The sequence below is a fragment of the Mycolicibacterium llatzerense genome (assembly GCF_000878195.1).
GTDB classification, from domain to species: Bacteria; Actinomycetota; Actinomycetes; order Mycobacteriales; family Mycobacteriaceae; genus Mycobacterium; species Mycobacterium llatzerense.
On record NZ_JXST01000008.1, the window covers coordinates 62,315 to 88,558 of the forward strand.

The 26,244-nt window shown below is 68.3% G+C and carries 21 protein-coding genes; 8 read left to right on the top strand and 13 right to left on the bottom strand.

Features of this window, described 5'->3' with window-relative positions:
• Positions 1–72: 72 nt before the first annotated feature.
• On the top strand, positions 73–1,506 hold the full coding sequence (locus TL10_RS07685) for an amidase (RefSeq protein ID WP_043985188.1): 1,434 nt from the start codon (positions 73–75) through the stop codon (positions 1,504–1,506).
• Here the strand turns inward: TL10_RS07685 and era are convergent.
• The 5 genes from era to TL10_RS07710 form a co-directional block, all read right to left on the bottom strand.
• Positions 1,503–2,420, bottom strand: coding sequence for a GTPase Era (gene era, locus TL10_RS07690; protein WP_110788996.1), 918 nt, complete (start codon positions 2,418–2,420; stop codon positions 1,503–1,505). The genes TL10_RS07685 and era overlap by 4 nt on opposite strands.
• Positions 2,410–3,759: a hemolysin family protein gene (locus tag TL10_RS07695; protein WP_043394122.1), complete on the bottom strand. Its 1,350-nt coding sequence runs from the start codon at positions 3,757–3,759 to the stop codon at positions 2,410–2,412. The genes era and TL10_RS07695 overlap by 11 nt, the downstream gene beginning before the upstream one ends.
• Entirely contained in the window at positions 3,756–4,292 is a 537-nt protein-coding gene (gene ybeY / locus TL10_RS07700; protein ID WP_043985189.1) for an rRNA maturation RNase YbeY, read from the bottom strand. Before ybeY ends, TL10_RS07695 begins: the two co-directional genes overlap by 4 nt.
• 4 nt (positions 4,293–4,296) lie before the next feature.
• Positions 4,297–5,358 (bottom strand): PhoH family protein, encoded by a 1,062-nt coding sequence (locus TL10_RS07705; protein ID WP_051954778.1) that lies wholly within the window; start codon positions 5,356–5,358, stop codon positions 4,297–4,299.
• Between the two features lie 150 nt (positions 5,359–5,508).
• A complete protein-coding gene (locus TL10_RS07710; RefSeq protein WP_043394126.1) occupies positions 5,509–5,724 on the bottom strand; it encodes a hypothetical protein in 216 nt (71 codons plus the stop codon).
• A 276-nt stretch (positions 5,725–6,000) separates the two neighbouring features.
• On the opposite strand from TL10_RS07710, the gene TL10_RS31945 reads away from it, so the two are divergent.
• From TL10_RS31945 to TL10_RS07740, 6 genes are read left to right on the top strand one after another with little or no spacing between them, the layout of a single operon-like run.
• Positions 6,001–7,659 carry an EspA/EspE family type VII secretion system effector gene (locus tag TL10_RS31945; protein ID WP_043985190.1) on the top strand — a complete coding sequence of 553 codons (1,659 nt, stop codon included), beginning with the start codon at positions 6,001–6,003 and terminating at the stop codon, positions 7,657–7,659.
• 21 nt (positions 7,660–7,680) lie between these two features.
• Entirely contained in the window at positions 7,681–7,995 is a 315-nt protein-coding gene (locus tag TL10_RS07720) for an ESX-1 secretion-associated protein (protein ID WP_043394130.1), read from the top strand.
• 3 nt (positions 7,996–7,998) lie between these two features.
• On the top strand, positions 7,999–8,580 hold the full coding sequence (locus TL10_RS07725; protein WP_043394132.1) for a hypothetical protein: 582 nt from the start codon (positions 7,999–8,001) through the stop codon (positions 8,578–8,580).
• A gap of 44 nt (positions 8,581–8,624) precedes the next feature.
• The gene (locus TL10_RS31950) at positions 8,625–10,151 is read left to right on the top strand and encodes an EspA/EspE family type VII secretion system effector (RefSeq protein ID WP_052506341.1); all 1,527 of its coding nucleotides are present in this window, start codon (positions 8,625–8,627) and stop codon (positions 10,149–10,151) included.
• 18 nt (positions 10,152–10,169) lie between these two features.
• A complete protein-coding gene (locus TL10_RS07735) occupies positions 10,170–10,484 on the top strand; it encodes a type VII secretion target (protein WP_043985191.1) in 315 nt (104 codons plus the stop codon).
• 5 nt (positions 10,485–10,489) lie between these two features.
• Positions 10,490–11,020, top strand: coding sequence for a hypothetical protein (locus TL10_RS07740; RefSeq protein ID WP_052506342.1), 531 nt, complete (start codon positions 10,490–10,492; stop codon positions 11,018–11,020).
• Here TL10_RS07740 and TL10_RS07745 read toward each other — a convergent pair.
• From TL10_RS07745 to hrcA, 3 genes are read right to left on the bottom strand one after another with little or no spacing between them, the layout of a single operon-like run.
• Positions 11,017–11,754: a 16S rRNA (uracil(1498)-N(3))-methyltransferase gene (locus TL10_RS07745; protein WP_043985192.1), complete on the bottom strand. Its 738-nt coding sequence runs from the start codon at positions 11,752–11,754 to the stop codon at positions 11,017–11,019. The genes TL10_RS07740 and TL10_RS07745 overlap by 4 nt on opposite strands.
• A 15-nt stretch (positions 11,755–11,769) precedes the next feature.
• Positions 11,770–12,921: a molecular chaperone DnaJ gene (gene dnaJ / locus TL10_RS07750; RefSeq protein ID WP_043394137.1), complete on the bottom strand. Its 1,152-nt coding sequence runs from the start codon at positions 12,919–12,921 to the stop codon at positions 11,770–11,772.
• 41 nt (positions 12,922–12,962) lie between these two features.
• Positions 12,963–13,994, bottom strand: a complete 1,032-nt coding sequence (gene hrcA / locus TL10_RS07755) for a heat-inducible transcriptional repressor HrcA (RefSeq protein WP_043394138.1) — start codon at positions 13,992–13,994, stop codon at positions 12,963–12,965.
• A 179-nt stretch (positions 13,995–14,173) separates the two neighbouring features.
• On the opposite strand from hrcA, the gene TL10_RS07760 reads away from it, so the two are divergent.
• Positions 14,174–14,503 (top strand): type II toxin-antitoxin system VapB family antitoxin, encoded by a 330-nt coding sequence (locus TL10_RS07760; RefSeq protein WP_043394140.1) that lies wholly within the window; start codon positions 14,174–14,176, stop codon positions 14,501–14,503.
• Between the two features lie 7 nt (positions 14,504–14,510).
• On the opposite strand, the gene TL10_RS31215 is transcribed toward TL10_RS07760, so the two are convergent.
• The 5 genes from TL10_RS31215 to TL10_RS07785 form a co-directional block, all read right to left on the bottom strand.
• Entirely contained in the window at positions 14,511–14,891 is a 381-nt protein-coding gene (locus TL10_RS31215; protein WP_052506343.1) for a hypothetical protein, read from the bottom strand.
• 431 nt (positions 14,892–15,322) lie between these two features.
• Positions 15,323–15,535 carry an MbtH family protein gene (locus TL10_RS07770; protein WP_043394144.1) on the bottom strand — a complete coding sequence of 71 codons (213 nt, stop codon included), beginning with the start codon at positions 15,533–15,535 and terminating at the stop codon, positions 15,323–15,325.
• Positions 15,513–16,805, bottom strand: coding sequence for an NADPH-dependent L-lysine N(6)-monooxygenase MbtG (gene mbtG / locus TL10_RS07775; RefSeq protein WP_043985193.1), 1,293 nt, complete (start codon positions 16,803–16,805; stop codon positions 15,513–15,515). Before mbtG ends, TL10_RS07770 begins: the two co-directional genes overlap by 23 nt.
• Positions 16,802–21,160: a non-ribosomal peptide synthetase gene (locus TL10_RS07780; protein ID WP_043985195.1), complete on the bottom strand. Its 4,359-nt coding sequence runs from the start codon at positions 21,158–21,160 to the stop codon at positions 16,802–16,804. Before TL10_RS07780 ends, mbtG begins: the two co-directional genes overlap by 4 nt.
• Positions 21,157–26,244: a non-ribosomal peptide synthetase gene (locus TL10_RS07785; protein WP_479724572.1), complete on the bottom strand. Its 5,088-nt coding sequence runs from the start codon at positions 26,242–26,244 to the stop codon at positions 21,157–21,159. Before TL10_RS07785 ends, TL10_RS07780 begins: the two co-directional genes overlap by 4 nt.

Below are 26,244 nucleotides of genomic sequence, written 5' to 3' on the forward strand. Positions count from 1 at the left end.
TTGTCCCATCGCGGACCGACAACTTCGGTTAGGCAGCGCCGGGCGAGTGGCCAATCTATTCTCGGAATCGCTATGGCCAGCCTTCCGAAACCGTCCACTCCGCCCCGATTCCCGACCCTGACCCAGCAGTTGTACCGGCTCGCGAGCGGCGCGGTGACGTCCCAGCAGATCGTGCAGCAGTCGCTCGACGCCATCGCCGCCAGCCAGCTCGAGTTGAACGCGTTCCGGGTGGTCTTCACCGAACAGGCACTGGCCGACGCCGCCGAAGCAGACCGCAAACGCGCTGCCGGACAACACCTTCCACTCCTGGGTGTACCCATCGCGATCAAGGACGACGTCGACGTCGCGGGAGTGCCCACCCGGTTCGGCACCGACGGCACGGTGCGCCCGGCCACCGCGGACGCCGAAGTCGTGCGCCGGCTGAAGGCGGCCGGCGCGGTGATCGTCGGCAAGACCAACACCTGCGAGCTCGGCCAATGGCCATTCACCAGCGGCCCCGGATTCGGGCACACCCGCAACCCCTGGTCCCGCGAGCACACCCCGGGTGGGTCGTCGGGCGGCAGCGCCGCGGCCGTCGCCGCCGGATTGGTCACCGCCGCAATCGGATCCGACGGTGCGGGCAGCGTCCGAATCCCCGCCGCCTGGACCCATCTGGTCGGCATCAAGCCGCAGCGCGGACGGATCTCCACCTGGCCGCTGCCGGAGGCCTTCAACGGCATCACGGTCAACGGGGTGCTGGCCCGCACGGTGGCCGACGCCGCGCTGCTGCTCGACGCGGTCTCCGGCAATGCCGACGGTGATCTGCACCAGCCGCCGCCCATCGAGGCCGCCGAGGCCGTCGGGCGGGCGCCGGGTCCCCTGCGCGTCGCGCTGTCGACCAAGTTTCCGTTCACTCTGTTCCCGGCCCGGCTGCATCCGGAGATCCGGACCGCACTGAACAACGTTGCGGGACAACTGGAGGAACTCGGACACACCGTCCGGCCGGACGACCCGGAATACGGGCTGCAACTGTCCATGGACTTCCTGGCCCGCTCCACCTCCGGACTTGCCGAATGGCGCGACCGCGTCGGACCCGGGGTCGCTCTGGACCGTCGCACCCGCAGCAACATCCGGACCGGTTGGCTGCTGTCGGAGCACGCGCTCCGGGAGGCACGGCGGCGGGAAAAGTCCCTTCAGCGCCGGATCGGCTGGATTTTCAACCTCTTCGACGTGGTGCTGGCACCGACCACCGCGCTGCCACCGCCGCTGATCGACGCCTTCGACCGGCTCGGCAGCACCGCCACCGACCGCGCCATCATCGCGGCCTGCCCGGTGTGCTGGCCCTGGAATGCGCTCGGCTGGCCGTCGATCAACATCCCGGCCGGCTTCACCGCCGACGGGCTGCCCATCGGCGTGCAGCTGATGGGTCCGGAGGGCAGCGAACCGCTGTTGATCTCCCTGGCCGCCAGCCTCGAAGCGATCAGTGGCTGGGCCACCAAGCAGCCCGACAACTGGTGGGCCGGCTAAAAGCCAAGCTTGCCAAGCTGTTTCGGGTCGCGCTGCCAGTTCTTGGCGATCTTCACCCGCAGGTTCAGATACACCTTCGTGCCGAGCAGCTTCTCGATCTGGGTGCGCGCCGCGGTGCCGACCTCACGCAGCCGCGAGCCGCCCTTGCCGATCACGATGCCCTTCTGGCTGTCGCGCTCGACATAGATGATGGCGTGGATGTCGCACATCTCGCCCTGCTCGGGGGTGCGGCCTTCGCGCTCGGTGAACTCGTCGATGACCACCGCCAGCGAGTGCGGCAGCTCGTCGCGGACGCCTTCCAGCGCGGCCTCGCGGATGAGCTCGGCGATGAGCACTTCCTCGGGTTCGTCGGTGAGTTCGCCGTCCGGGTAGAAGGCAGGCCCCGGCGGCAACTTGCTCGCCAGCACGTCGATCAGCACGTCGACCTGTTCTCCGGCCACCGCGGAAACCGGGACGATCTCGGCCGTGCCCTCGGTGAGCTCGCTGACCGCCATCAGCTGCGCGGCCACCTTGTCGCGCGGCACCTTGTCGGTCTTGGTGACGACCACCAGCAACGTGGTTCGCGGTGCGACAGTGCGGATCTGCTGGTAAATCCAGCGGTCGCCGGGCCCGATGGCCTCGTCTGCCGGGATGCACAGGCAGATGATGTCGACCTCGGAGTAGGTGTCCTTGACCAGTTCGTTGAGTCGCTGGCCGAGCAGCGTGCGCGGCCGGTGCAGGCCCGGCGTGTCCACCAGGATGATCTGGAAGTTCTCGCGGTGCACGATGCCGCGGATGGTGTGCCGCGTGGTCTGCGGCCGATTCGACGTGATCGCGACCTTGGTGCCGACGAGCGCGTTGGTCAGCGTCGACTTGCCGGTGTTCGGCCGGCCGACCAAACAGACGAAGCCGGAATGGAATTCGTCACTCATCAGGTTCTCCTTCTTCAACAGCATCGGGCGCGGCGGATCGTTTCGGCTCGACGGGCTTCACCAGCACGGTGCCGACGCGGACCCGGCCACGATGGTCGCGCCCGCCCTCGGCCCGCAACTGGAGGTAACGGATGTCCTGCGAGCGATGCGACGGAAAGGACACCCGCACCTTGACCCCCGGCAGTGGCACGCGCCCCAGCTCGTGCGCGAGCAACCCACCGACGGTGTCCACGTCCAGGTCGTCATCGACCTCGAAGCCGTACAGTTCGGCCAGGTCTTCCAATGGGAGGCGGGCGGACACCCGAAACTTGTTGTTGCCCAATTCCTCTACCGGCAGCACTTCGTCGGTGTCGTACTCGTCGGCGATCTCGCCGACGATCTCCTCGAGCACGTCCTCGATGGACACCAGACCGGCGATCGCGCCGTACTCGTCGACCAGCAGCGCCATGTGGTTGCGGGTGCGCTGCATCTCGTTGAGCAGCTCGTCGAGCGGCTTGGAGTCCGGCACGAACACCGCGGGACGCATCACCTCGGCGACCTTGGTCCCGCGGCCGCCGTTGGTGGAGTTGTACGTCCGCTCCACCAGGTCTTTGAGGTAAACGACGCCGACGACGTCGTCGACGTTCTCCCCGATCACCGGGATGCGGGAGTGCCCACTGCGCACCGCCAGCGACGTTGCCTGGCCGGCCGACTTGTCACTTTCGATCCACACCATCTCGGTGCGGGGCACCATGACCTCGCGCGCGGGGGTGTCACCAAGTTCGAAGACGGACTTGATCATTCGCCGTTCTTCGGCGGCCACGACGCCACGCTGCTGCGCGAGATCGACGACCTCGAGCAGCTCGATTTCCGACGCGAAGGGTCCGTTGCGGAAGCCCCGGCCCGGAGTCAGGGCGTTACCGATGAGCACCAGCAGTCGGCTGATGGGGGTCAGCAGCACCGAAATGAACTGCAGCGGAAGCGCCGACAGCAGTGAGATGGAATAGGCGTTCTGCCGCCCCACGGTGCGCGGGCCGACGCCGATGCCCACGAAGCTGACGACCACCATGATGGCCGCGGCGGACACCAGCGCCCAACCCCGCGTCATCAGATCGTCGAGGTAGTCCACCAACAGGACGGTGGCCGACGCCTCGCAGATAACCCGCAGCAGCACAACGAGATTGACGTACTGTGGCCGGTCCCGGATGATCTTCGCCAGCCGCACCGCACCGGGACGCTCATCGCGGATCAGCTCATCGACGCGCGCGATGGAGACGGTGTTGATGGCGGCATCGATCGCCGCGAACAGCCCGCCGACGACGACGAGCACTATGGCGCCGACCAGCGGCGTCAACCCGGTCACGGCTCGTCGAAGTACCGCGACTTGTCGAGCAGCCTGCGGTCTTTCTCGGTCTGCCGATCCTCGTGGTAGGCGTGCACCTGGTCGGCAACCCACTCTTCGAGCAGCTGGCGCTGCAGGTCGAACATCTCTTTTTCTTCGTCGGGCTCGGCGTGGTCGTAGCCCAGCAGGTGCAGCACGCCGTGCACGGTCAGCAGCGCCAGCTCGTGGCCCAGCGAATGTCCTGCGGCCTCAGCCTGATTCGCGGCGAACTCCGGACACAGCACGATGTCGCCGAGCATCGACGGCCCCGGCTCGGGCGCATCCGGACGACCGCCGGGCTCGAGCTCGTCCATGGGAAAGCTCATCACATCGGTGGGGCCGGGCAGGTCCATCCAGCGCATGTGCAGATCGGCCATGGCCGACTGGTCCACCAGGACCATCGAGAGTTCAGCGGCCGGGTTCACGTCCATCTTGGAGATGACGAACCGCGCCACGCTGATCAGCTCGTCTTCGGATACGTCGATCCCCGACTCGTTGGAAACCTCGACCGTCACTCCGTCACCGCCTCGTCCGGCCGGTGGATCGGCGGTGTGAACGGTTGGCCAGACCGTGCTCGCTCACTTTGGCTTCCGCTGCTTCATACGCGTCGACGATTTCCGCAACCAGCTTGTGGCGCACCACATCCGCGCTGGTGAGTTCGGCGATGTGAATGTCGTCGATGCCTTCGAGCACCTCGACGGCCGTCCGCAGCCCCGACCTCGATCCGCCCGGCAGATCGACCTGAGTGACGTCACCGGTCACGACGATCTTGGACCCAAAACCCAAGCGGGTCAGGAACATCTTCATCTGTTCGGCGGTGGTGTTCTGCGCCTCGTCGAGGATGATGAAGGCGTCATTCAACGTCCTCCCCCTCATATATGCCAGCGGCGCAACCTCGATCACCCCGGCTGCCATCAGCTTCGGGATCATCTCGGCGTCCATCATGTCGTGCAGCGCGTCGTACAGCGGCCGCAGATACGGGTCGATCTTCTCGTTCAGGGTGCCCGGCAGGAAGCCGAGGCGCTCCCCCGCTTCGACGGCGGGCCGCGTCAGGATGATCCGGCTGACCTGCTTGGTCTGTAGTGCGCTGACGGCCTTGGCCATTGCCAGATAGGTCTTGCCGGTACCGGCGGGGCCGATGCCGAAGACGATGGTGTGGGCGTCGATCGCGTCGACGTAGCGCTTCTGGTTGAGCGTCTTGGGCCGAATCGTCTTGCCGCGCCGCGACAGGATGTCCAGCGTGAGTACCTGCGCGGGCGACTCGGTGTCGGCACCGTCGAGCATGCCCACACTGCGGCGCACCACGTCCGGGGTCAGCGACTGCCCGCCTGCGGCGATCGCGATCAGCTCACTGACGACGCGCTCGGCCATCGCCACTTCAGCGGGCCGGCCGGATATCGACAGCGAATTGCCGCGGACGTGGATGTCGGCCGCCAGCAGGTTCTCCAGGGCACGCAGATTCTCGTCGGCTGAGCCGAGCAGGCCCACCACAAGATCAGGCGGAACAGTGATGCTGCTTCGAACCGACGGGTCGAGCTCCGAGGAGCGCGACGAGGCGGCGTTCGTATCGCGGGGCGTCACGTGGTTTTCGATGCCTGCTTTCTTGGGTCGAGCTGAGAAGCACATTCTACCGCCGGGCCGATGTCACGCCCAATGAGTTGGCTGGTCACGCAACCGCGGGCGGTACCTTTCCGGTACCGCCCGCGGGGCCTGAGTAGTTGTGGTCGCCGATTACCGACTCTGGTGGACGTTGGTGTCGACCTTGGGCGACTTGGCGCCCTGGTGGACGTCATCCAGCCAGTTCAGGTGATCAACTCCGGTCGGCACCATCGTTGCCTGCACTCCTGTCGGTGCCGGGCCGGTGGCTGCAACGGCGGGAACGGCGAACCCCATGGCACCGGCGACCAAGCCGCCGGCGATAACTGCTGCAATTCCGAAATTCTTCATGGTGAGTTCTCCTTCACGTCTTCTGTCCGTCTTTGTCCCCTTGCAGCCCGAGCTGCTGTGACATTTAGGTAAACAGGCAGGTCAAGGGATTAATTCCGCTGGCAGGAAATTGTTGTTTCCTGGCAGGAATTGCTGTGCCCCAGGCCACACGATCCGGCCGTCCGGTCGCGCCGCGCAGTTCCGAATTAGCGCAATGGAGGGGCTTCGGCCGCTGTTAGGCTCGATTTCACCGGCGAGGGTCCGCCGGGGCGATGAGAAATCGGGGAGGGTTTCTGCATGGGTCGGCATAACCGTCACGGCGGTCACGGCGGATCGCATGATTCGCCGAGCACCCGCCGCCCGCGTCACGACGACGAGCCCACGGTGCGCATCCCCCGGCCACACCACAACGATCGCAACGACCACAACCCGCGGCGCCACGACGATCACGACGGCAACTCACACCGGCGCGGCGACCACGACGGCGGTGACACCCCGAGCCTCGGCGAGAAGATCAACGACATCCTCGACAAGGCCAACGATGTCCTCGACACCGCCACCGACATCGCGGACAACGTCAAGAAGCTGATGGAAGGCGACCCGATGGGCGTCGTCGGGCTGCTCAGCGACGCGGGCGACGTCGCCAAGATGCTGATGCCCGAGGCCGCGGCGACCCCCATCATCGAGGGCGGACTGTTCGCGTTGGACCTCGCAGGACTCGGCTTCGGCATCGGCGATCCCGACGTCGGCGAATCATTCTCCGACGGCGCCGAGCTCTTCCAGGCCGCGGGCGACGGACTCAGCGGCGCCTATCCCAACGCGTGGCACGGCACCGGCTCGTCTGCGTACTCCAACCGGAACGCCGAGCAGATCGGCAGCGCCGAACAGTTGCTGCAGGCCGACAATCTCGTCGTCGAAATCCTGAGCGCCGAAGCCGATCAGGTGGTCGCCGGCCGCGAGCAGATGGACAACATCGCTACCGGCCTCGGCGCGATGATCCCCGTCTGCCTGGCGCTGGAGGCGACGGTCATCGGCGCCCCCGAGTCGCTGGCGCTACAGGCCGCGTCCGTCGCCGTCGCCGCAGCGGCCTCCGCCCTGGTGATGAACAACATGATGGCGCAATCATCAAGCAACGCATCGAAACTGAGCCAAGCGACGAGCATGTATCAGAGCGCGTCGCACGCCCCACCGCTGAGCACCATGCCGCCGCCGGCGAAAAAGCCGGGCGACGGACCAGATTTCGGCAACAGCGATCCCAATGCGCCGGGCAACCCGAACCAGCCGGGAAATCCGCCGGGAACGAATTCGCCGTACGGTCCGCCGACGGGCAACCCACCCAGTTCCGGCAATCCCACCGGGACTGGGACGGGCACCGGAGGCGGAGGCAGCGGTTCCGGTGGTGGCTCGGGCTCCGGTGGCGGTTCGGGCTCCGGTGGCGGTGGCGCCACGCCGAGCATGCCGAAGATGCCTGAAATGCCCACGGCCCCAGCGGCATCGGGTGCGGGCACCGGCGCGGGCGCCGGCATGGGCGGTATGCCGTCCCTGCCGCAGATGGGTGGCGGCTCCGGCAGCGGAGGCGGCGGTCTCCTCGGTACTCTCGCCGGCCTCGCAGGACAGGCCGCGCAAACCGCGACGCAGGCCGCTCAGGCTGCGCAGCAGGGCAAGCAGGATCCGAACGCCCAGGATCCGAACGCACCCGGTGCGGACAAAGACGGCGACGGCAAGCCGGACGATCCGGCCGCCGACCCCAATGCCCAACCCGCGGCAGAGAATCCGCCGGGCGCCGCGGCCGGGACCGACTCCCCCGCGGGACGTGCGCCCATCCAGGTGTCGTTCGACGACGGTACCCATCACGTCGAGGTGGCCGTCGATCCCGACACCGCCAAAGGCCCTGTCCACGTGAGCCTCGACCCGGCGAATCCCACTGCGCCACCGCGCATCACGACCGAAATCTAGTTCTTAGCAAAGGAGCAACACATGAGCAGCAAGCTCAGCGTCGAGACCTCAGAGTTGCGAGAGCTCTCCACCAAACAAGACGACGCTGCCGCCACGTTCAGCGCAGCGGGCAACACCACGTCGTACGTCGAGGTCAAGGTGCTCGCGACCCACGGGCCGCTGTGCATGTCGACGCAATCAGCCCTGAGCGCCGCGAACAACGCGCGCAAGGCCGCCTGCGAGCAGATGATGAACAAGTCGCGCGACCTGGCCTCGAAGCTGACCACGGCCGCATCGCAATACGACCAGACGGATGCGCAGGAAGGCTCCAACCTCGGCAAGCAGATGCAGATCTGATCGATGTCAGACCATTCTTGGGACGACCACGACGACGAGCATCTCGCCGAACCCGAGGACTCGCTCGACTTTTTCGCCACCGACAGCGGTGACGACGCAGACCTGGAAGACTCGGGCCTGGATCTGTTCGCAGCGTCGGACGACGAAGGACCCGGCGCGGCAGCTGAGACCGACTCGTACGCGGCCGCGATGGAGCAAGCAGTTCCCCCAGTAGCGGACGCCGACGAAGATCAGGGCGACGAAGGTCCGCGAGTGGTGGTGTTCGCGGTGTCCGATCCCGCGGGCAACGTCACCGCCGAGGCGTCGATCGCCGGATCGATCCAGCGGATCAAGCTGGCCCCCAAGGCCGCATCGGTGACCGAGGCCGAGCTCGCTCGCAGCATCTTGGCGACCGCCAAGCTCGCGAACATGAAGGGCCGCGCGGTGCAACGCGCCCTCATGGAAGGCGTCCTCGCGGCCGAAGGGCTGGACGCGGATCGCGTCGAGACCATCATCGAGGCCAACGCACCCGACCTGCCGACAGCGAGACAAGCCGACGACGCGGTCGCCGATGCCCAGGCGGCATACCTCCGCGGTGAGCATTGATCGTCGATGCAGCGGCGCTGAACGAATACGGTTGGGTGGCTTAGATGTTCGGTGGACTCACTGACTTCCTGACCGACGTCGGGCGCGGCGCGGCCACGGTCGTGAGCGGCGTCGACCACGTCGTCGACGAGGCCGGCCACGCTTTCGCCGAAGGCGTGGAGACCTACACCCACACCCTCGGTGAGGTCGGCGAGAGTGTCCTCGACGGCGGCGAGAACCTGGTCGAAGGTCTGGTCGACGGGGTCAAAGGCATCGTCGGAGCCGAACTCGGACTCCTCGGTGACGTCAACACCGCGATCATGGACGGTGTCATGGCGGTCGGCGGACTGGTCGCCGACGCAGCCGACATGGCCGGCAAGTTGTTCCAGATGGCGTCATTCGAGACGCCGATCATTGCGCGTGGCCTGCAGGACCTCGACAAGATGTCCAAGCAGCTGGGGACGGGTGCACCCGAGAACGGAGAGTCCTTCACCAAGGGCGCGACCGAATTGAATTCGGGCGCCACGGCTCTCGGCCAGGCGGTGCCCGGAGACAGTTGGTCCGGCAGCGGTGCCGACGCCTACTCGACGAAGAACAAGACCCAGATCGCGCAGACCAACGCCGTCGCCAAGACCGACAGTGCCGTAGCGAAAATCCTTGCCCGAGAAGCACAGCAGCTCGCCACTGCCCGCAAACAGCTGAACGCGATCTCTACGATGCTGTCCCTGGCCATCCCGGGGGCGGTGATGTCGCTGCACATGGGCGACCTCGTGGGGTGGCAGGTCAAGCAGATCACCGCAGTCAACCTCGCCATGGCCGCGGCCGGCCAGGTCATGAGCACGATGACGGCCCACGCCGCCACCAACGCAGCCGAAATGACCACGGCCGCAAGCGGTTACCAGACGGTGGCGACGGCCACGACGGCTCAGACCCCGACACCGCCTACCCCGCCCCCGGGCAACACTCCCGGCACCACGCCGGGATCCACGCCCAGCGGCAACCCCGGTACGGGTGGAAACCAGGGCGGTGGCGGCGGGAACTCGGGCGGTGGCGGTGGAAGCTCCGGCGGAGGTGGGTCACCCAGCGCACCCACGATGCCCGAAATGCCCAGCACCACAGGTGCATCCGGCGGGTCCGGCGGCGGTTCCCCGACCGGTGGCATGCCGTCCTCGGGTGGCTCGCCCTCAGGCGGCGGCGGGTCCCCCTCCGGGGGCGGCGGCAGCGGAGCCGGCAGCGGGCTCGGCTCCCTGGGCCAACTGATCGGCCAGGCGATCCAGGCCGCTCAGGAGAAGAAGGACGACAAGACCAAAGAGGGCGAAGAGGGGCCGGCCGACGAAAAGGACAAGGACGGCAAGGACAAAGAGGGCGAGGCGGACAAGCCTGGCGAGGAGTCGAAGGACCCGACCGCTGCGCCCGAGGGCGCTGCCGCAGCCGACGGCGCCGCCGGACGCGCGCCGATCCACGTCTCGGTGGACGACGGTGTCCGCCGCGTAGAGTTCGACGTCCAGCCCGAGCAGGCCCAGGGCACTGTCCACGTCAGCCTGGATCCGGCCAATCTGGCTGCGCCGCCGCGCATCACCACCGAGACCTAAACCCGAGAGGACTGCATCATGACCAACCTGAAAGTCATCCCGGGCAAGCTGCGGGAGCTGTCCGGCAAGCAGAGCGAAGCCGCCGCGCACTACCCCACCGCGAGCAGCGCCACCGCAGGCGCGGCTGCCAAGGTGACGTCGACACACGGCACCATCTGCTCGGCCACCGCCACCGCCGTGACCACTGCCGCGACCGCGCGCACCACCGCATGCACCAACCTCCAGCGGATGGTGACGCAGACCGCCGAAGACCTGATGACCGCTGCCGGCCAGTACGAGCGGGCTGACGCCCAAGGCGGCGAGAACATCAACGGCACCCCGATGCCGCGCTGATCGACATGCCCGGTGACTGGGATGACCCCGACGAGGACGATGCCGGCTGGCCCGACGAAGAACAGGACGAAACTGCTTGGGTGCCAACGCAGTATGACGAGCCGGTGCGCGAGGACCGCTGGCTGCCCGGCGACGACGGCGACCAGCAGCCGCAGGTAGCGCAATACGAGCAGCCGGCGCCGGACACCACCCCGGTCCCCGCTGTCCCGGTCTGGGTGAACGTCTCCAATCCGTCCGGTTCGGTCACGGTGCAGGCCAGCACCGGTGGGCGTATCCAGCGCGTGGCGCTCTCCCCCGAAGTCGCCCGCATGCCGGAATCACAACTCGCGCACCAGATTCTGACCACCGCCAGGCTGGCCAATCTGAAAGGCCGGGCGGTGCAGCACCTGTTGGTCGAACAGATGCTCACCTATCAAGGCCTGGATCGGGCCGCAGCCCGCGACTACATCGATCAGCAGATGCAGCTGCCGACGCCCGAACAGTCACTGGCAGCCGAGGCCGAAGCGCGAGCCCGGTACCTGCGCGGCGAGTACTAGACCTGCCAGCGCGGCGTCAGCACGCCCAAGGCGCCCAAAGCGACCGCGGCCGCGGTCGACGTCCGCAGCACCGATGGTCCCAGGCGAACGGCGATCGCGCCGGCGGCAACCAGCGCCGTCACCTCGCCGTCGGTGATGCCGCCTTCCGGTCCGACGATCAGCGTCACAGCCGCGGCGGACGGCGAAATCACGTCGCGCAGAGCTACTTCCGCCGACTCGTGCAGGACCAGGGTGACGCCGGTACCGATCGAGGCGACCAACTCGGCGGTCGATACCGGGCCGCTGACCGACGGTACGTACGGCCGCCGGGACTGTCGCGCCGCCGACCGGGCGACCGCGCCCCAGCGCCGTAAACCCTTGTCCGCCTTGGCCGCACCGTCCCAGCGCGCGACGCACCGCTCGGACTGCCATGCCACGAAAGCGTCGGCGCCCGCCTCGGTGGCCAGTTCGATGGCCAGCTCGGAGCGTTCTGATTTGGGCAGGGCCTGCACCACGGTCACCGTCGGCGCCGCGGCCGGGACCTCGGTGACCGACAGCACCCGCGCCGTCAGCCGGCCCTTCACCGCGTCCTCGATCACGCAGTGCGCCAACGTCCCTGCCCCGTCGGACAGGTCGAGTTCCTCGCCGGGACGGATGCGTCGCACCGTCGCCGCGTGGAATCCCTCGTCGCCGTCGACGACGGCGAGCCCGCCGACCTCCGGTACCGCATCGACGTAGAACAGCGCCCGGCTCACCAGCAGCCCCGAAGGCTAACGGCCGCTGAAGGTTTCGCGCAGGCGGCTGAACAGTCCGCCACCGCCGCCGGCGACGGACTGCGTGGACCGCACCTCGGTGACGTCCCGGGTCCGCTGCTCCTTGAACTTGCGCAGCAGGTCCAGATCCCTGTTGTCGAGGCGGGACGGCACCACCACGTCGATGTGCGCATGCAGGTTGCCGCGGACCCCGGACCGCAGGTGCGGCATGCCGTGGCCGCGCAGCGTGGTGATCGAACCGGGCTGGGTGCCCGGCGCGATGGTGATCTCGGTCGGCCCGTCGAGGATGGCGTCGACGCTCACGGTGGTGCCCAGCGCGGCGTCGACCATCGGCACCGAGACGGTGCAGTGCAGGTCGTCGCCGTCGCGGAGGAACAGCTCGTGCGCCTGCTCGTGCACCTCGACGTACAGGTCGCCGGCGGGTCCACCGCCCGGGCCGACCTCGCCCTGGGCCGCCAGGCGCACCCGCATGCCCTCACCGACACCGGCCGGAATCTTGACGCTGACGTCGCGCCGCGCGCGCACGCGGCCGTCGCCGCCGCAGCGGTGGCACGGGTCGGGAATGACCTCACCGACGCCGCCACACACCGGGCAGGGACGCGACGTCATCACGTTGCCGAGCAGCGACCGCTGGACCGTCTGCACCTCACCCTGACCGTGGCAGGTATCACACCGGGCCGGCTGGGAATTGCCGTGCGTGCCCTTGCCCTGGCACAGGTCGCACAGCACAGCGGTGTCGACGGTGACCTGCTTGGTGACACCCGTCGCGCATTCCTCGAGGTCCAGCCGCAGGCGCAGCAGCGAGTCCGAACCCGGGCGCACCCGGCCGATCGGACCGCGCGAGGATGCACCGCCACCGAAGAACGCCTCGAAGACGTCGCCGAGACCGCCGAAACCGGCGAAGCCCCCGGCACCACCACCGCCTCCGGCGCTTCCCATGGGGTCACCACCGAGGTCGACGATGCGCCGCTTCTCCGGGTCGCTGAGGACCTCATAGGCGGTGCTGATCTCGGCGAACCGTGCCTGTGCGCCCTCGTCGGGATTGACGTCGGGGTGCAGCTCCCGGGCCAGCCTGCGGTAGGCCTTCTTGATCTCCGAGTCGCTGGCGCCCTTGCTCACGCCGAGCAGGCTGTAGTAATCGCGTGCCACGCCTAAGAACCTTGCCTAATCTCTCGAACCGCTGTGCACCCTCACCGGGTGCCCAGGACCTCGCCTATATACCGGGCAACGGCCGCGACGTTGGCGATGGTCCCCGGATAGTCCATCCGGGTAGGACCCACCACGCCCATACCGCCGTAAACCTTGCCCAAGCTGCCGTAGGCGGTGCTCACGACTGACGTCCCTGCCATCTGCTCGGCCTCGGTTTCGTGGCCGATGCGTACCGTGACTTTACCTGCCTCCTGCTGGGCAGCCAGCAACCGCAGGACCACGACCTGCTCCTCCAGTGCCTCGAGCACCGATCGCAGGGACCCACCGAAATCCGCCGTGTTGCGCGTCAGGTTGGCGGTACCGCCGAGCAACAGGCGCTCCTCCTGGTGCTCAACCAGGGTCTCGACCAGCACCGTCGCCGCGCGGCCCACTGCGTCGCCCAGGCCGCCGTGACCGTCCATCTGCGATGCCAGGTCGGCCACCGCGATCGACGCGGCCGACAACAGTTTGCCTTCCAGCGCCGCGCCGAGCCGCTCCCGCAGCTGGGCCAGCTCGTGCTCACCGATGGAGTCGCCGAGTTCGACAACCCGCTGGTCAACCCGGCCGGTGTCGGTGATGACGACCAGCAGCAGCCTGGCCGGGGTCAGCGCGACAACTTCCAGGTGGCGCACCGTCGACCGCGACAGCGTCGGGTACTGCACGATGGCGACCTGACGGGTCAGCTGCGCCAGCAGTCGCACCGCGCGGCGCAGCACGTCGTCCAGGTCGACCCCGGACTCCAGGAAAGTCAGGATGGCGCGGCGCTCGCCGGACGACAGCGGCTTGACGTCGTCGATCCGGTCGACGAACTCGCGATAGCCCTTCTCCGTGGGCACCCGGCCCGAGCTGGTGTGCGGCTGGGTGATGTAGCCCTCGGCCTCCAGCACAGCCATGTCGTTGCGGACCGTGGCGCTCGAAACGCCCAGGCTATGGCGCTCGACGAGCGTTTTGGAGCCGATGGGCTCCTTGGTGGAAACGAAGTCGGCAACGATGGCGCGCAGCACCTCAAAGCGACGGTCGTCGGCACTTCCCATTCGCTACCTCCGGATTCACTGCCATTTTACGGTGACGATGGATTTGGGCGGGCGTCAGAGGCCATCTAGTGGTTGGATGCCTCGGCAAACCCCGAGTCGACCCGCTAGGGTCAGGTGTATGCCGACGCTGTCACCGCGGACCCGCTCGGCTCACGGGGAGCTTGCGGAGTGATCTACTCATGATTTTCAAAGGGGTACGCGACGGAAAGCCCTACCCGGAACATGGGCTGAGCTACCGCGAATGGGCCCAGATTCCACCGCGGCAGCTGCGCCTCGACGAAATCGTCACCACGACGACGGTGCTCGCCCTGGACCGGCTGCTGTCCGAGGACTCGACCTTCTACGGCGATCTGTTCCCGCATGCCGTGCGCTGGCAGGGCACCATCTATCTCGAAGACGGCCTGCACCGTGCTGTGCGCTCCGCGTTGCGGAACCGCGTGGTGCTGCACGCCCGGGTCTACGACATGGATGTGCCACTGTCGCAGCAGATTTCGCCGACCGGCGTGTGAACTCGCGCTAGCGCAGGTACATACCGGCCAGCACGATGATCACCAACGCGACGAGCCCGATCCCCATGCACATCAACGCCGTGACGACGCGGGCGCGGGCACTGCCGCCCAGCCGGTAGGTGCCGCGAAACAACAGGGACATTCCGATGCTGGCGGCCCGCCAGCCGGTGGAGTTGCCGTTGGGCGGCTCGCCCTGCTGCGGGTGGCCGTAGGGCTGTTGGTACCCGTACGGCTGCGGGTAGCCCGGCTGCTGGTACGGCTGCTGCGGGTAGCCCGGCTGCGCATACGGGTACGGGTACTGCTGCTGCGGATTCGGATGGCCCTGCGGCGGCGGATACGGCCCCGGCGGTGGTTGTTGCTGCGGATACCGAGGATCCGGATACGTCATTGCTGCACTCCCCCTGGTCAGCTTTGGCTATCGCGACTCTACTCGGGCTGGTAACCCTTCTGAGGATCGCCAAACTCCGGTGAACTGTACGAACGCAACTGCACGGTGATACCCGGCCAGATTTTCCGCCACCCAGTTGCGGTCGAGCTGCGCCGCCGGCACCAGGACACCCGACAACGGAGTCACGCCGGGTAGCCGCGGACACAAACGTCAGGGGCGGGTGCATTTCGCCGTGAATTCAGGGTCGACGGGTACCGCGGGTCGCAGTGCCGTTGACCCTGAAGCCACGGCGGCCTCTTCTCGGCTTTTCGCGCCCTGAGTACAGGCTCAACGCAAAACCTGGCCGTGAGTTCCGGTCAACCCGCCCACAACGCCGTAGCGCGTTCACCCTGAAACGTTGTCTCGTAATCCCCCACGCTCGAGGGAGCGGTTCAGCCGACCAGGGAGTCCCGCAACGTCTTGGGCCGGATGTCGGTCCAGGTCTCTTCGACGTAGGCCAGGCAGTCCGCGCGCGTGCTCTCGCCGAACACCACGCGCCAGCCGGCGGGCACATCGGCGAACACCGGCCACAAGCTGTGCTGCTCTTCGTCGTTGATCAGGACGTAGAACGCGCCGTTCTCGTCATCGAACGGATTGCTGCTCATCGCTTCTCCTCGCGGATCGAGTGGAATATTCGGCACCCAGCACACGGTCGCTGAGCAGACCGAGGCAGCTGAGGTTGGGGAAACCAGGGCCTTGGGTGAGCCAGGACAGGCTGGGCAGGAACAACTTCGGCGCGACGCCCGTGACCGCGAGGTCGTAACCGATGGACCGTTGCAGCGAGTCGGACGACAGCGGCGCACCGATGCCGAGCTCCAGTACGTCCAGTGCGTCCTGGCTCAGCAGCGGCGCGAACCACATGGCATCGGCACCGGAACCGTCGATCACCAGATCGAAGCCGTGCACCGTCTCCAGACTGCCGGAATCGCGTTCGGTCTGCAGGGTCAACCGGATTCGGTCTTCCCGGGGCACCGCATGGGCGACGCGGCCGCGCAGATGCCGGATGCGGTCGTCGGCCAGGAGCGAATCCTGCACCCGGGCGGAGAACACGCCACGGTCGGTGCGGGCCATGGCATCTCGGCGCTCGGAGACGCTGAGCCCGGCCCAGCCGGTCGGATCCGAGAACAGGGTGTTCTCGAAGTAACCCTCGCCGCGGGTGAACAGGGTGACGCCCGGGGAGATCACCGTGATGGTCGAAACCCGGTGCGAGAACAGCTCATCGAGCATGGTGGCGGCCGTCTCGCCGCCACCGATGACGGCGACCCGCTCGGCGTTGATGCGCTCGTCCTGGGCGACGCGATGCCAGAACTGGGCGATCGACAGCACCCGCGGGTGTCCCGGCAGGATGGATCGCTCGGCCTGGCCGGGCCCGGTGATCATCACGCCGTCGGCGCGGACCTGCTGATCGCGGCAGTGCAGCACCCACTGGTCGCCATCCACCGACAGTTGCGTGACCTCGCCCGTAACCACCTGCATGGCAACGCTTTCCGCCACCCACGCCAGGTACTGGCTCCAGCGCCGGTGGGTGGGCGCGGGCCGGCCGCGGTCGATCCATTCAGCGAACTGCCCCGTCGAGACCAGGTACGACTGCCAGCTGTGCCGCATCATCCGTTCGTCGAGCTCGACGTTGCGGCGCGGCACCAGCGCGGACCGGTACGGGAATCCGACGTCCTTCTCGGGGCCGGTACCCAGCCGGTGCCGGCCGTCGGTCCAGCCGCCGGCGGCCTGCCAGTTGGCGCCCACGCCAAGGCGTTCCACTGCGATGATGTCGGGCGCGTCCACGCCCATCGCCCGCAGTTCAGCAGCCTTGGCGGCCACGGCGACGGCCTTGGCACCGGCGCCGATGACGGCCAATGTGTTTCTGGTCTCGGTCATTTCACCACTTCCCTGAGCTGCGATTCCCACAGCTGCTGCAATTCGGCAATGTCATCTGCGCTGAGAATTTCTGGCACCGTGCGCCATTGGACACCGAGCATCGTGGTACCCCCATGGTCGATGATCCCGGCCATCAAGGTCAGCTCGTGGTGCACCGCGTAGTTCGGCTCGGGTACCGGTGACGCGCCGGCCAGCAGTGCACCATCGAGCTGCATCGCATCACCGTTCGCCCCGAGGTGCACTCGGCCCAGGTAGTTCAGCAGCACCTGAGGTTCCGGGTAGGCCGACAACCGCTCCGCGGTGTCCGCGCGCAGATACCGCAGTAGCCCGAAGTCGATGCCGTGCCCCGGGACCGCGGCGATCTCGACGCTGACCTCGTGTGCCGCTTCGGAGCTGATCCGGACCGGGTAGATGGCACTGAGCAAGCCGACGGTGTCACCGGTGTCGACGTCATCCGACACCACGGAGTCTGCGCGGCCATGGGTCTCCAGAGCCAGCAGCGGAGCCGGGGTGTCCTGTCCTCGGCGCTGCCGCCAGCGGGTCACTGTGCGTGCGGTCGCAGCGGCCAGCAGATCGGTGACCGGTTGACCCGCCGCAAGCACTCGCGCGGCCAGCTCCGGGTCGATGGTCGCCATGGCGACCACCACGTCTGCGGCGCAGTCCGTCTCGGGCCGCACCCGGCGGCTGCCGAGCTGCGGATCGGGGCCGGCGACCTGTGCCTCCCAGAAGTCCGCGGTGTCGAGGCGCTGCGCTCGTTCGGCGACCAGTCGGGACCACGCCCGATAGCTGGTGTGTTCGCGGATGGCGGCGGGTTCGGCACCGGAGGTCAGTGCGTGCCAGCCGTTCTCCAACTCGCCGAGCACAATTCGCCAGGATGCCGGGTCGACGGCCAGCACGTGCGCACTGAGGACCAGCACCTTGTCGCCGAACTCGGTGTGTATCAGCACCGCCTGCAGCAGGCGTCCCTGCTCCGGGTCGAGCCGTTCGACCGCGAGATCGGTCTGCTCGGCGACCGCGACCACGACGTCGCCGTCGACGGTGATCTCGGAGAGGATGTCCCCCACCGGATGGTCGACCAGGGTCATCGTGGCCCGGTCCAGACGGCTGCGCAGGGCCGGGTGTGCGGCGATGACGTTGTGCAGCAACAGGGTCAGTTGTTCGGCGGTGATGGCGTCCGGTAGTCGCAGCGCCTGGGTCTGGGCCAGTCGCCGGCCGTCGCCATATTGGTACAGCCAATGCACGTTGGGCAGCACCGGTACGGGGCCGGCCTCCTCTGCCGCGGTGGCGGCCAACTCGTTCTCGGCGTCCAGTTCGTCGGCCAGTTCGCGAATGCTGTTGCAGTCCAGCATCATCCGCGCACGCAATGCCAGCCCGCGGCGGCGTGCGGCCTGTACCACCGACAGCGCGACGATGCTGTCGAGCCCCAGATCGAGGAAATCGGCGGTGACGTCGAGTCCGGACGGCTCGGCCACACCGAGGACCTCGGCGAACAGCTCGGCCACGGCCAGTTCGGTAGCGGAGGCCGGAGCTGCCGTCTGCCCGGCGCCGGCTGCGGCGTCGATCGCGGCCAACGCGGCATCGTCCACCTTGCCGTTCACTGTCAGCGGAATCTCGTCGACGGCGATGATGTGGTGCGGCACCAGGTATCTCGGCAGCCGGGACGCCAGCATCCGCCGCAACTCGGCGACAGCTGCCGCTCCGGCGACGTAGGCGACCAGTCGTGGCCCGCTGCCGTGCCGCCGGACGGTGACGTGCGCGTGCCGCACCCCGGGGTGCGCGTGCAACACCGCGGCGACCTCGCCGGGTTCCACCCGGAAGCCACGGATCTTCACCTGGTCGTCGGAGCGCCCCTGGAACTGCAGGCCACCGCTGGCGGGATCGCGGCGCACCACGTCGCCGGTGCGGTACATCCGGGCGCCGGGCACGAACGGATCAGCGACGAATCGAGCGGCGGTCTCGCCGGCGCGGCCCAGATAGCCGCGCGTGAGCTGTTCACCGCACAGGTACAGCTCACCGGTGACACCGTCCGGCACCGGCCGCAGCCAGGCGTCCAGGACGTACGCGCGCGTGGCGGTGGTCGGGTGCCCGATGGACGGCGCGTCGTGCTCGGTGAATGCGGCCACGACGGCTTCGACCGTGGTTTCGGTTGGGCCGTAACAGTTGTAGGCCGACATGCCGGTGCGATCGCACTCGGTGCGGATGGCCGCCCACGCGTTCGGGTCGACGGCTTCGCCGCCCAGCGCCAGCGCGGTCAGTGGCACGGTCGTCAGCAGACCTTCGGCTTGCAGCTGGGTGAACATCGACGGCGTGGTGTCGATCAGGTCGACGCCGTACTGCCCGATGGTCGCCACCAGCGCCTCGGCATCGCGCTGCACCTCATCACCGACGATGTGCAGGCCGTGGCCGTCCAGCAGCGCGGCCAGCGGCTGCCAGGCCGCGTCGAAGGTGAACGACCACGCGTGCGCAACCCGAAGTGGCCGACCCGTTTTCGCCACCGCGGGGTGCAACACCCGAGCGGCATGATCGGCGGCGTACGCGAGCACCGCGGCATGCGTCCCGATCACGCCCTTGGGCGTGCCGGTGGTACCCGACGTGAACACGATGTAGGCACCCTGGCCGGGATGTGTTGGCGCTGGCTCGAATTCGCCGACGGGAGTGCTGCCCGCGGCGGTCAGCAGGGCGTCGTCCACCACGATCGATGCACTGGTCTGGCCCAGGATCTCTTCGATCCGGTCGGCGGGCATCGACGGATCCAGCGGCACGATCAGTCCGCCGGCCTTGAGCACGCCGAGCATCGCGACCACGTAGTCGGGGCCCCGGCGCAGCAGTATCGGCACCGGCGTCTCGGTCACCACGCCGCGGCGCCGCAGTTCGGCGGCGACGTGGTCGGATGCTTCGTCGAGACCGCGGAAGGTCAGTGCGCCGCCGTCGTAGGTCAGGGCCACCGAGCCCGGCTTGCTGCGCGCCGCGGCGGTGAACTTCTCGTGGATGCCACCGGTTTCGGTGGTGGCCGGCGCCCCCGCCACAGCGGGCGCCGTCAGATGGATGCCGACGTCCCGCAACGGCCGGTCCCAGCCGTCGACGAGCCGCTGCATCACCGCGAGCACCTGCCGGCCGAGACTCTCCGGCGAAAGCAGCCCGGTGGCACCGTCTTTCGTCTCGACCAGAATGGTCAGTTCGCCGTCGGTCAGGTGCGCCGCGACGGTGATCGGGAAATGCGCGAGGCTCTGCAGTGCCCGGGGCCGGAAAGTGGCTCCGCGGACGTCGAATTCGCCGCTGCCGACCAGGGCACCCGGCGGGAAGTTCTCGTAGACCAGGAGGCTGTCGAACAGTTCCCCCACACCGCCGAGGGATCGGAGTTCGGTGTGCGTCAGGTAGCTGTGCTCGCGCAGTTCGGCGGCGTCCCGCTGCAGTGCCAGACACTGCTCGCCGACGCGCCGCAGCGGGTCCAGCCGGATCCGCAGCGGCACGGTGTTGATGAACAGCCCGACCATCGACTCGACGCCGGCCAGTTCTCCCGGCCGTCCCGAGACGGTGACGCCGAAGACCACGTCGCGCCGGTCGGTGAGCACCGACAGTATTGCCGCCCAGGCCATCTGGGTGAGCGTGTTGACCGTGACGCCGTGCGCCCGCGCAGCCTCGACCAGACGGCGCGTGTCATCGCGGGATGCGTTGATCTCGGTGCTGTGCGGCAGATCGTCGCCGAGTTCGCCCGAGCCGAGCGCCGGAGCCAGCATGGTCGGGCCGTCGAGTCCGGACAGGTGCTGCAGCCAGAGCCGGCGGCTGGCCTCCGGGTCGCGGGCCGCGAGCCATCCGATGTAGTCGCGGTACGGACGGGGTGCGGCGGGCAGCACCGTGATGTCGCCGCCGGCGGCGTACAGCGCGAGCAGTTCGCCGACGAACAACGGCAGCGACCAGCCGTCGATCACGATGTGATGCGCGACGACCGCGAAACGCCAACGTCGTTCCGGCATTTCGATGAGCAGGAAGCGGACGGCCGGGCCGCGCTCCAGGGTGAACGGACGGCGCCGTTCCCGCGCTTCGAGGTGGTCTGCATCGTCGGACGACTCGGCCGTGAGCTGCTGCCACGGCAGCTCGACGGCACTCGGAATCAGCTGCACCGTGCGGGTTCCGGCCTGCACGAAGCTGGCCCGCAGGTTCGGATGCCGCACCAACAACGCTGCCGCGCAGTCCCGCAGGAGCGCTGCGTCGACGTCGCCATCGATTTCGGCCGACATCGCGATCAGGTATGGATCGTCCGCCTGATCGAGCTGGGCCATCGAGTACAGCCCGTGCTGCAGCGGGCTCAGTGCCAGCACGTCCTCGATGACCGGTGCCGGTTGCAGTGTGGTCACTGCGGCTCCTGCGACGCCGCGAACGATGCGGTCAGCTCGGCCAGCTCTGCCGCGGACAGACCGGACACCGTCATCGGCGCGTGCTCGCGGTCCTCACCCTGTTCCCCAGGAGTTTCCGCGGACGAGCGGGCGTCGATCGCCGCCGCCAGCTCGTGGACCGTCGGATACTCGAACACCATGCGAGCGGTCAGCTTCAGGCCCGTGTCGCGGCCCCGAGCTGCCAGCTGCACTGCCTTGATGCTGTCGCCACCCAGACTGAAGTAGTCGTCGTTGCGTCCGATCTCGGCGTCGGCGTCGAGCACCTCGGCCAGCAGGGCGATGAGGGCGCGTTCGGTGTCGGTCCGCGCAGGTTCCGCGACGGTTGTCCCGGTGCCGGCCGCGCGCAGCTGTATGGCCTCGATGCGCTCGAGCTGCCCGTGTGCCAGCCATCTGCCGCGTTCGCCGGTCGGCTCCGAACCTGTTGCAGCGTCGTAGATGTCACCCACCACACCGACGCCCACGGGCTGACGCCACTCGTCGAGCACCAGCACCCCGTCGGTACCTTCGACCGCCTCATCGACACGCAGATCTCGCAAGCGCTGATCGGCGTTCTCGGCGATGCCGGTGATCACGCGGACCAGCCGATCGGCAAGCCGCTCCGCCGTCTGCCGCGTGTACAGATCGGTGCGGAAGATCAGGTGACCGCGGTAACCGTCCTGCGTGGCAAAGAAATTCACCGACAGGTCGGCATGCGCCACATCGAACGTCGGCTCCAGCGCGGTGAACGTGGTGTCGCCATCGGCACGCGAATCGATGACGTGGTCGGTGGGCAGGTCTTCCCGCACGTGCACGACGACGCCGAACAGCGGGTTGCGCGACAACGACCGGGCCGGGCTGACCGCATCGACGACGTGATCGAACGGCAGGTCCTGATGCGCGTAGGCCGCCAGGGCGGTGTCCCGGGACCGGACCAGAATCTCGCGCAGGGTCGGGTCCCCGCTCAGGTCGTTGCGCAGCACGAGGATGTTGATGAAAAAGCCCACCAGCGCATCGAGTTCGGCTTCGGTGCGGCCGGCGACCGGGGTGCCGAGCGGAATGTCGAGCCCCTCCCCCGATTTCGCGAGCGCCACGGCCACCGCGGACTGCAGCAGCATGAAGTCGGTGATACCGAGCTCGCGGGTCAGCGCGGTCAGCTTGGCCCGAACATCCGGGTCGACGACGAACGGCACCGACGCGCCCTCACCCGAGAGCACCGGCGGCCGGGTGAAGTCGGGCCGCAGACCCGGGTCGGCGGCCGGCGCGGCGAGTTGGCCGCGCCAGTAGTCGCGTTGCTCGGCAAGCATTCCCGACTCATCGGACAGCAGGGTGGCCTGCCAGGCCGCGTAGTCCGAGTACTGGATCGGCAGCGGCGCGAACTCGGGAGCGCGGTGCTCGAGGCGAGCCCGGTACGCGGTCACCAGATCGGTGAACAGCACGCCGGCCGACCAGTGATCGGCGGCGATGTGGTGCACCATGATCGACAGCACGTGCTGGCCCGGGATCGACAGCACCGCGGCCCGGATCGGCCACTGCGCCTCCAGGTCGAACACGTACCGGCGTTCCTGGTCGAGTTCGGCCTGCAACCACTCCTCGTCGGCGCCGCGGGCGCGGCGCACCGGCAGCGGCGCCGGGTCGTTCACGACCTGGTAGGGCACGCCGTCGATTTCGGTGTAGGTGGTGCGCAGCACCTCATGCCGCTCGACCAGATCACCGAGCGCGGCGACGAAGGCATCGACGTCGCACGGGCCGGTGATCCGGGCCGCGAACGGGATGTTGTTGACCGGGCCGGGACCGTCGATGCGGTACTGGAACCATTGGCGCAGTTGCGATGCCGACATCTGGCGCGGGCCGGTGTGCTCGATCGCCAGCAGCGGCGGCCGGTTGTGCGGCGCCCCGGTGTCGACCCGGGCGGCGATCTCGGCGACGGTGCCCAGCTCGAACACCTCACGAACGCCGATCTCGGCGTTGCAGCGCGCCCGGATTGCGGCGACCAGTTTGGTGGCCAGCAGCGAGTGCCCGCCGAGTTCGAAGAAGGAGTCGTCGGCACCGATCTGGTCGACGCCGAGCAGGTCGGCGAACAGTTCGGCGACCTTCCGCTCGGTGTCAGTGGTCAGTTCACGGAAAGCGTTGCGGGACTGGATGTCCGGATCGGGCAGCTCGCGGCGGTCGATCTTGCCGTGCGCGGTGATCGGGATTTCGTCGAGCACGACGTACCCGGCCGGCACCATGTACTCCGGCAGCGCTGCCGCCACCCGGGCCTTGATTCTCTGCACGTCAACCGATTCCAGGTCACCGCGCTCGGCCGGGGTGAGGTAGCCGACGAGGCTCTTGCCCAGCCCGGGCAGGTCGCTCGCCACAACGACGGCCTGGCCGACGCTGGGGTCCACCGCGATGGCGGCGGCGATCTCGCCGAGTTCGATGCGGAAGCCGCGGATCTTGACCTGCTCGTCAGCGCGGCCGACGAACTCGATGTCACCGTCGCTGTTCAGACGCGCCAGGTCGCCGGAGCGGTAGAGCCGGCCACCCGCGGTGAACGGGTCGGCGACGAAGCGCTCGGCCGTCAGGCCGGGGCGCCGGTGGTATCCGTGCGCGACATGTGTTCCGCCGATGTAGATCTCGCCGATGACGCCGACCGGCACCGGCCGCAGGGCATCGTCGAGCAGGCGCATCTGCGTGTTGATCTTCGGCTTACCGATCGGCACGATGCGCGTGCCCTGCTTACCCTCGACGCGGTACCGGCTGGCATTGATGACCGTCTCGGTCGGTCCGTAGAAGTTGTGCAGCAGCGCGTCGAAGGTGGCGTGGAACTTGTCGGCCACCTCGCCCGGCAGCGCTTCACCACCGATCGGCACCCGCTTGAGGCTGCGCCATTCGTTGACGCCCGGCAGGGACAGGAACAGCCCCAGCAGCGAAGGCACGAAGTGCATGGACGTGATGCCCTCGCCGCGCAACAGCTCGGTCAGGTACCCGATGTCGTTGAGGCCGCCCGGGCGCGGAATGACCAGGCGCGCACCGCACGCCAACATGCCGAACACCTCGGCGATCGACACGTCGAAGCTCGGCGAGGCGACCTGCAGCAGCCGCTCGTCGGCGTCGATCTGGTACTCGTCGACGAACCACACGAAGTACTCGGCGACCGGCCGGTGCGGCACCGGGACGCCCTTGGGCAGACCGGTCGAGCCCGAGGTATAGATCAGGTAGGCGGTGTTGCCCGCGGTGAGCGGCCGCACCCGATCGGCGTCGGTGGGGTTGTCCTCGCGCTGCCCCGAGAGGTCCGTGATCGGTTCGCGGATCACGAGTTTCGGGTCGCAGTCACCCAGGATGAAGGACAGCCGGTCTTCCGGGTAGGTCGGATCGACCGGCAGGTACACGCCGCCGGCCTTGACGATGGCGAGCGCCGTGATCACCAGCTCGGGCGACTTCTCCAGTAGTACGGCAACCCGGTCTTCGGTGCCGATGCCCTGGCTGATCAGCCAGTGCGCCAACCGGTTCGCCTCGGCGTTGAGTTCGCGGTAGGTGTAGTACCGGCCCTCGTAGGCGACGGCAACCGACTCCGGGGTGCGCTCGGTCTGGGCCTCGATCAACGCGGCCAACGTGGTGTCCGGGGTGCTGAACTGTTCCCCGTTCGCCATCTGCCGCAGCCAGTCGGCGTCGTGGTCGTCCATCAGTTCCAGCTCGGCCAGCGCCCGGGTCGGGTCGGCCAGTGCGGACTCCAGCAGCACCACGTAGTGCCGCAGCAGTTGGTCGGCCAGTGCGGCGTCGAGGATTTCGGTCAGGTACTCCGCCTCGACCACTGCCCCGTCGTCCTCGAACTCGACCATGAAGCCCAGCGGCAGCTGCGTCTGGTGGCCCCGGTACTCGGCCCGGCGGCAGGTGATGCCGGACGGGCAGAAGCCGCGGCCGTCGGCCTCGCGGGCGCCGAACGAGACCCGTGCCAGCCGCTCCACGCCGTGCCGGCGGTCCGGGTTGAGCTCGCGCACCACCCGGTCCAGGTTGATCTGCTGATGCGCGAAGGCGCCGTGGGTGGTGTCCTTGGCCTGAGTGACGAATTCGCCGAAACTCTGGCGTGATTCAGGGCGCAGGCGCAGCGCCACCGTGTTGCCGTAGTACCCCAGCGCTTCCTCGGTGCCACCGCTGCGGTTGAGCACCGGCGTCGCGACCAGGACATCGTCGGCGTGGGTGTAGCGGTGCAGCAAGGTGCCGAACGCCGCCAGCAGCACGGTGTACGGCGTGGATCCGGTCTGGCGAGCCAGCTCGGAGATCCGGGCCACGGTATCGGCATCGATGCGCCGGGTGACGCGCTGCGAGCGGTGACCGGTCGGCACCAGCGAGCCGTGCGGACCCGGAAGTTCCAGCGGCTCAGGCGGATCGGCGAGCACGCCGCGCCAGTACTCCAGGGCCTCGGTGTGGTCATCGGCGGGCACCGCCGCCGGCACCACCTCGGCCAGCCGCTCGCCGTCGTACGCCCGTGTGAGATCGCCGAAGAAGACCTGCCAGGACGCGTCGTCCCAGGCGATGTGGTGTGCGGTGAGCAGCATGATGTGTTCGTCCGCCGCGGTGCGAATCAGGCTGATCCGCAAGGGTGATTCGGTGTCGAGCTGGAACGGCGTGCCGAATTCCCGCTGTGCCAACACTTCGAGCCGCAGGGCGCGGGACGCTTCCGAGAGCTCGCTCAGGTCGTGGGTGCTCCAGCCCGGTGCCAACTGGTCGTGCACCGTCAGGCCGGGTTCGCCCGTCGCGTCCGCCCGGTAGGTGGTGCGCAGTACCGCGTGCCGGGCGGCCACCGCGTTCACCGCAGCCCGCAGGCGCTGGTGGTCGAGTTCGCCGGTGATCGCGAAGGACACACAGACATTGAGCAGGGCGCCCGCTGGTTCGGCGGTCTGCACGAACCACATCCGGCGCTGGCCGTCGGACAGCACCGGCACTACCGGCGCCCCATCGTTCGACTGCGTGTTGCCCTGGGACTGCAGGCCGCGCTCGGCCAGCTTGCGCCGCATGAGTACGAAGCGCGCATCGTCCTCATCTGCTCCTCGCGTGCGCGGCGCCCGGATGTCGGTCTCGGTCAC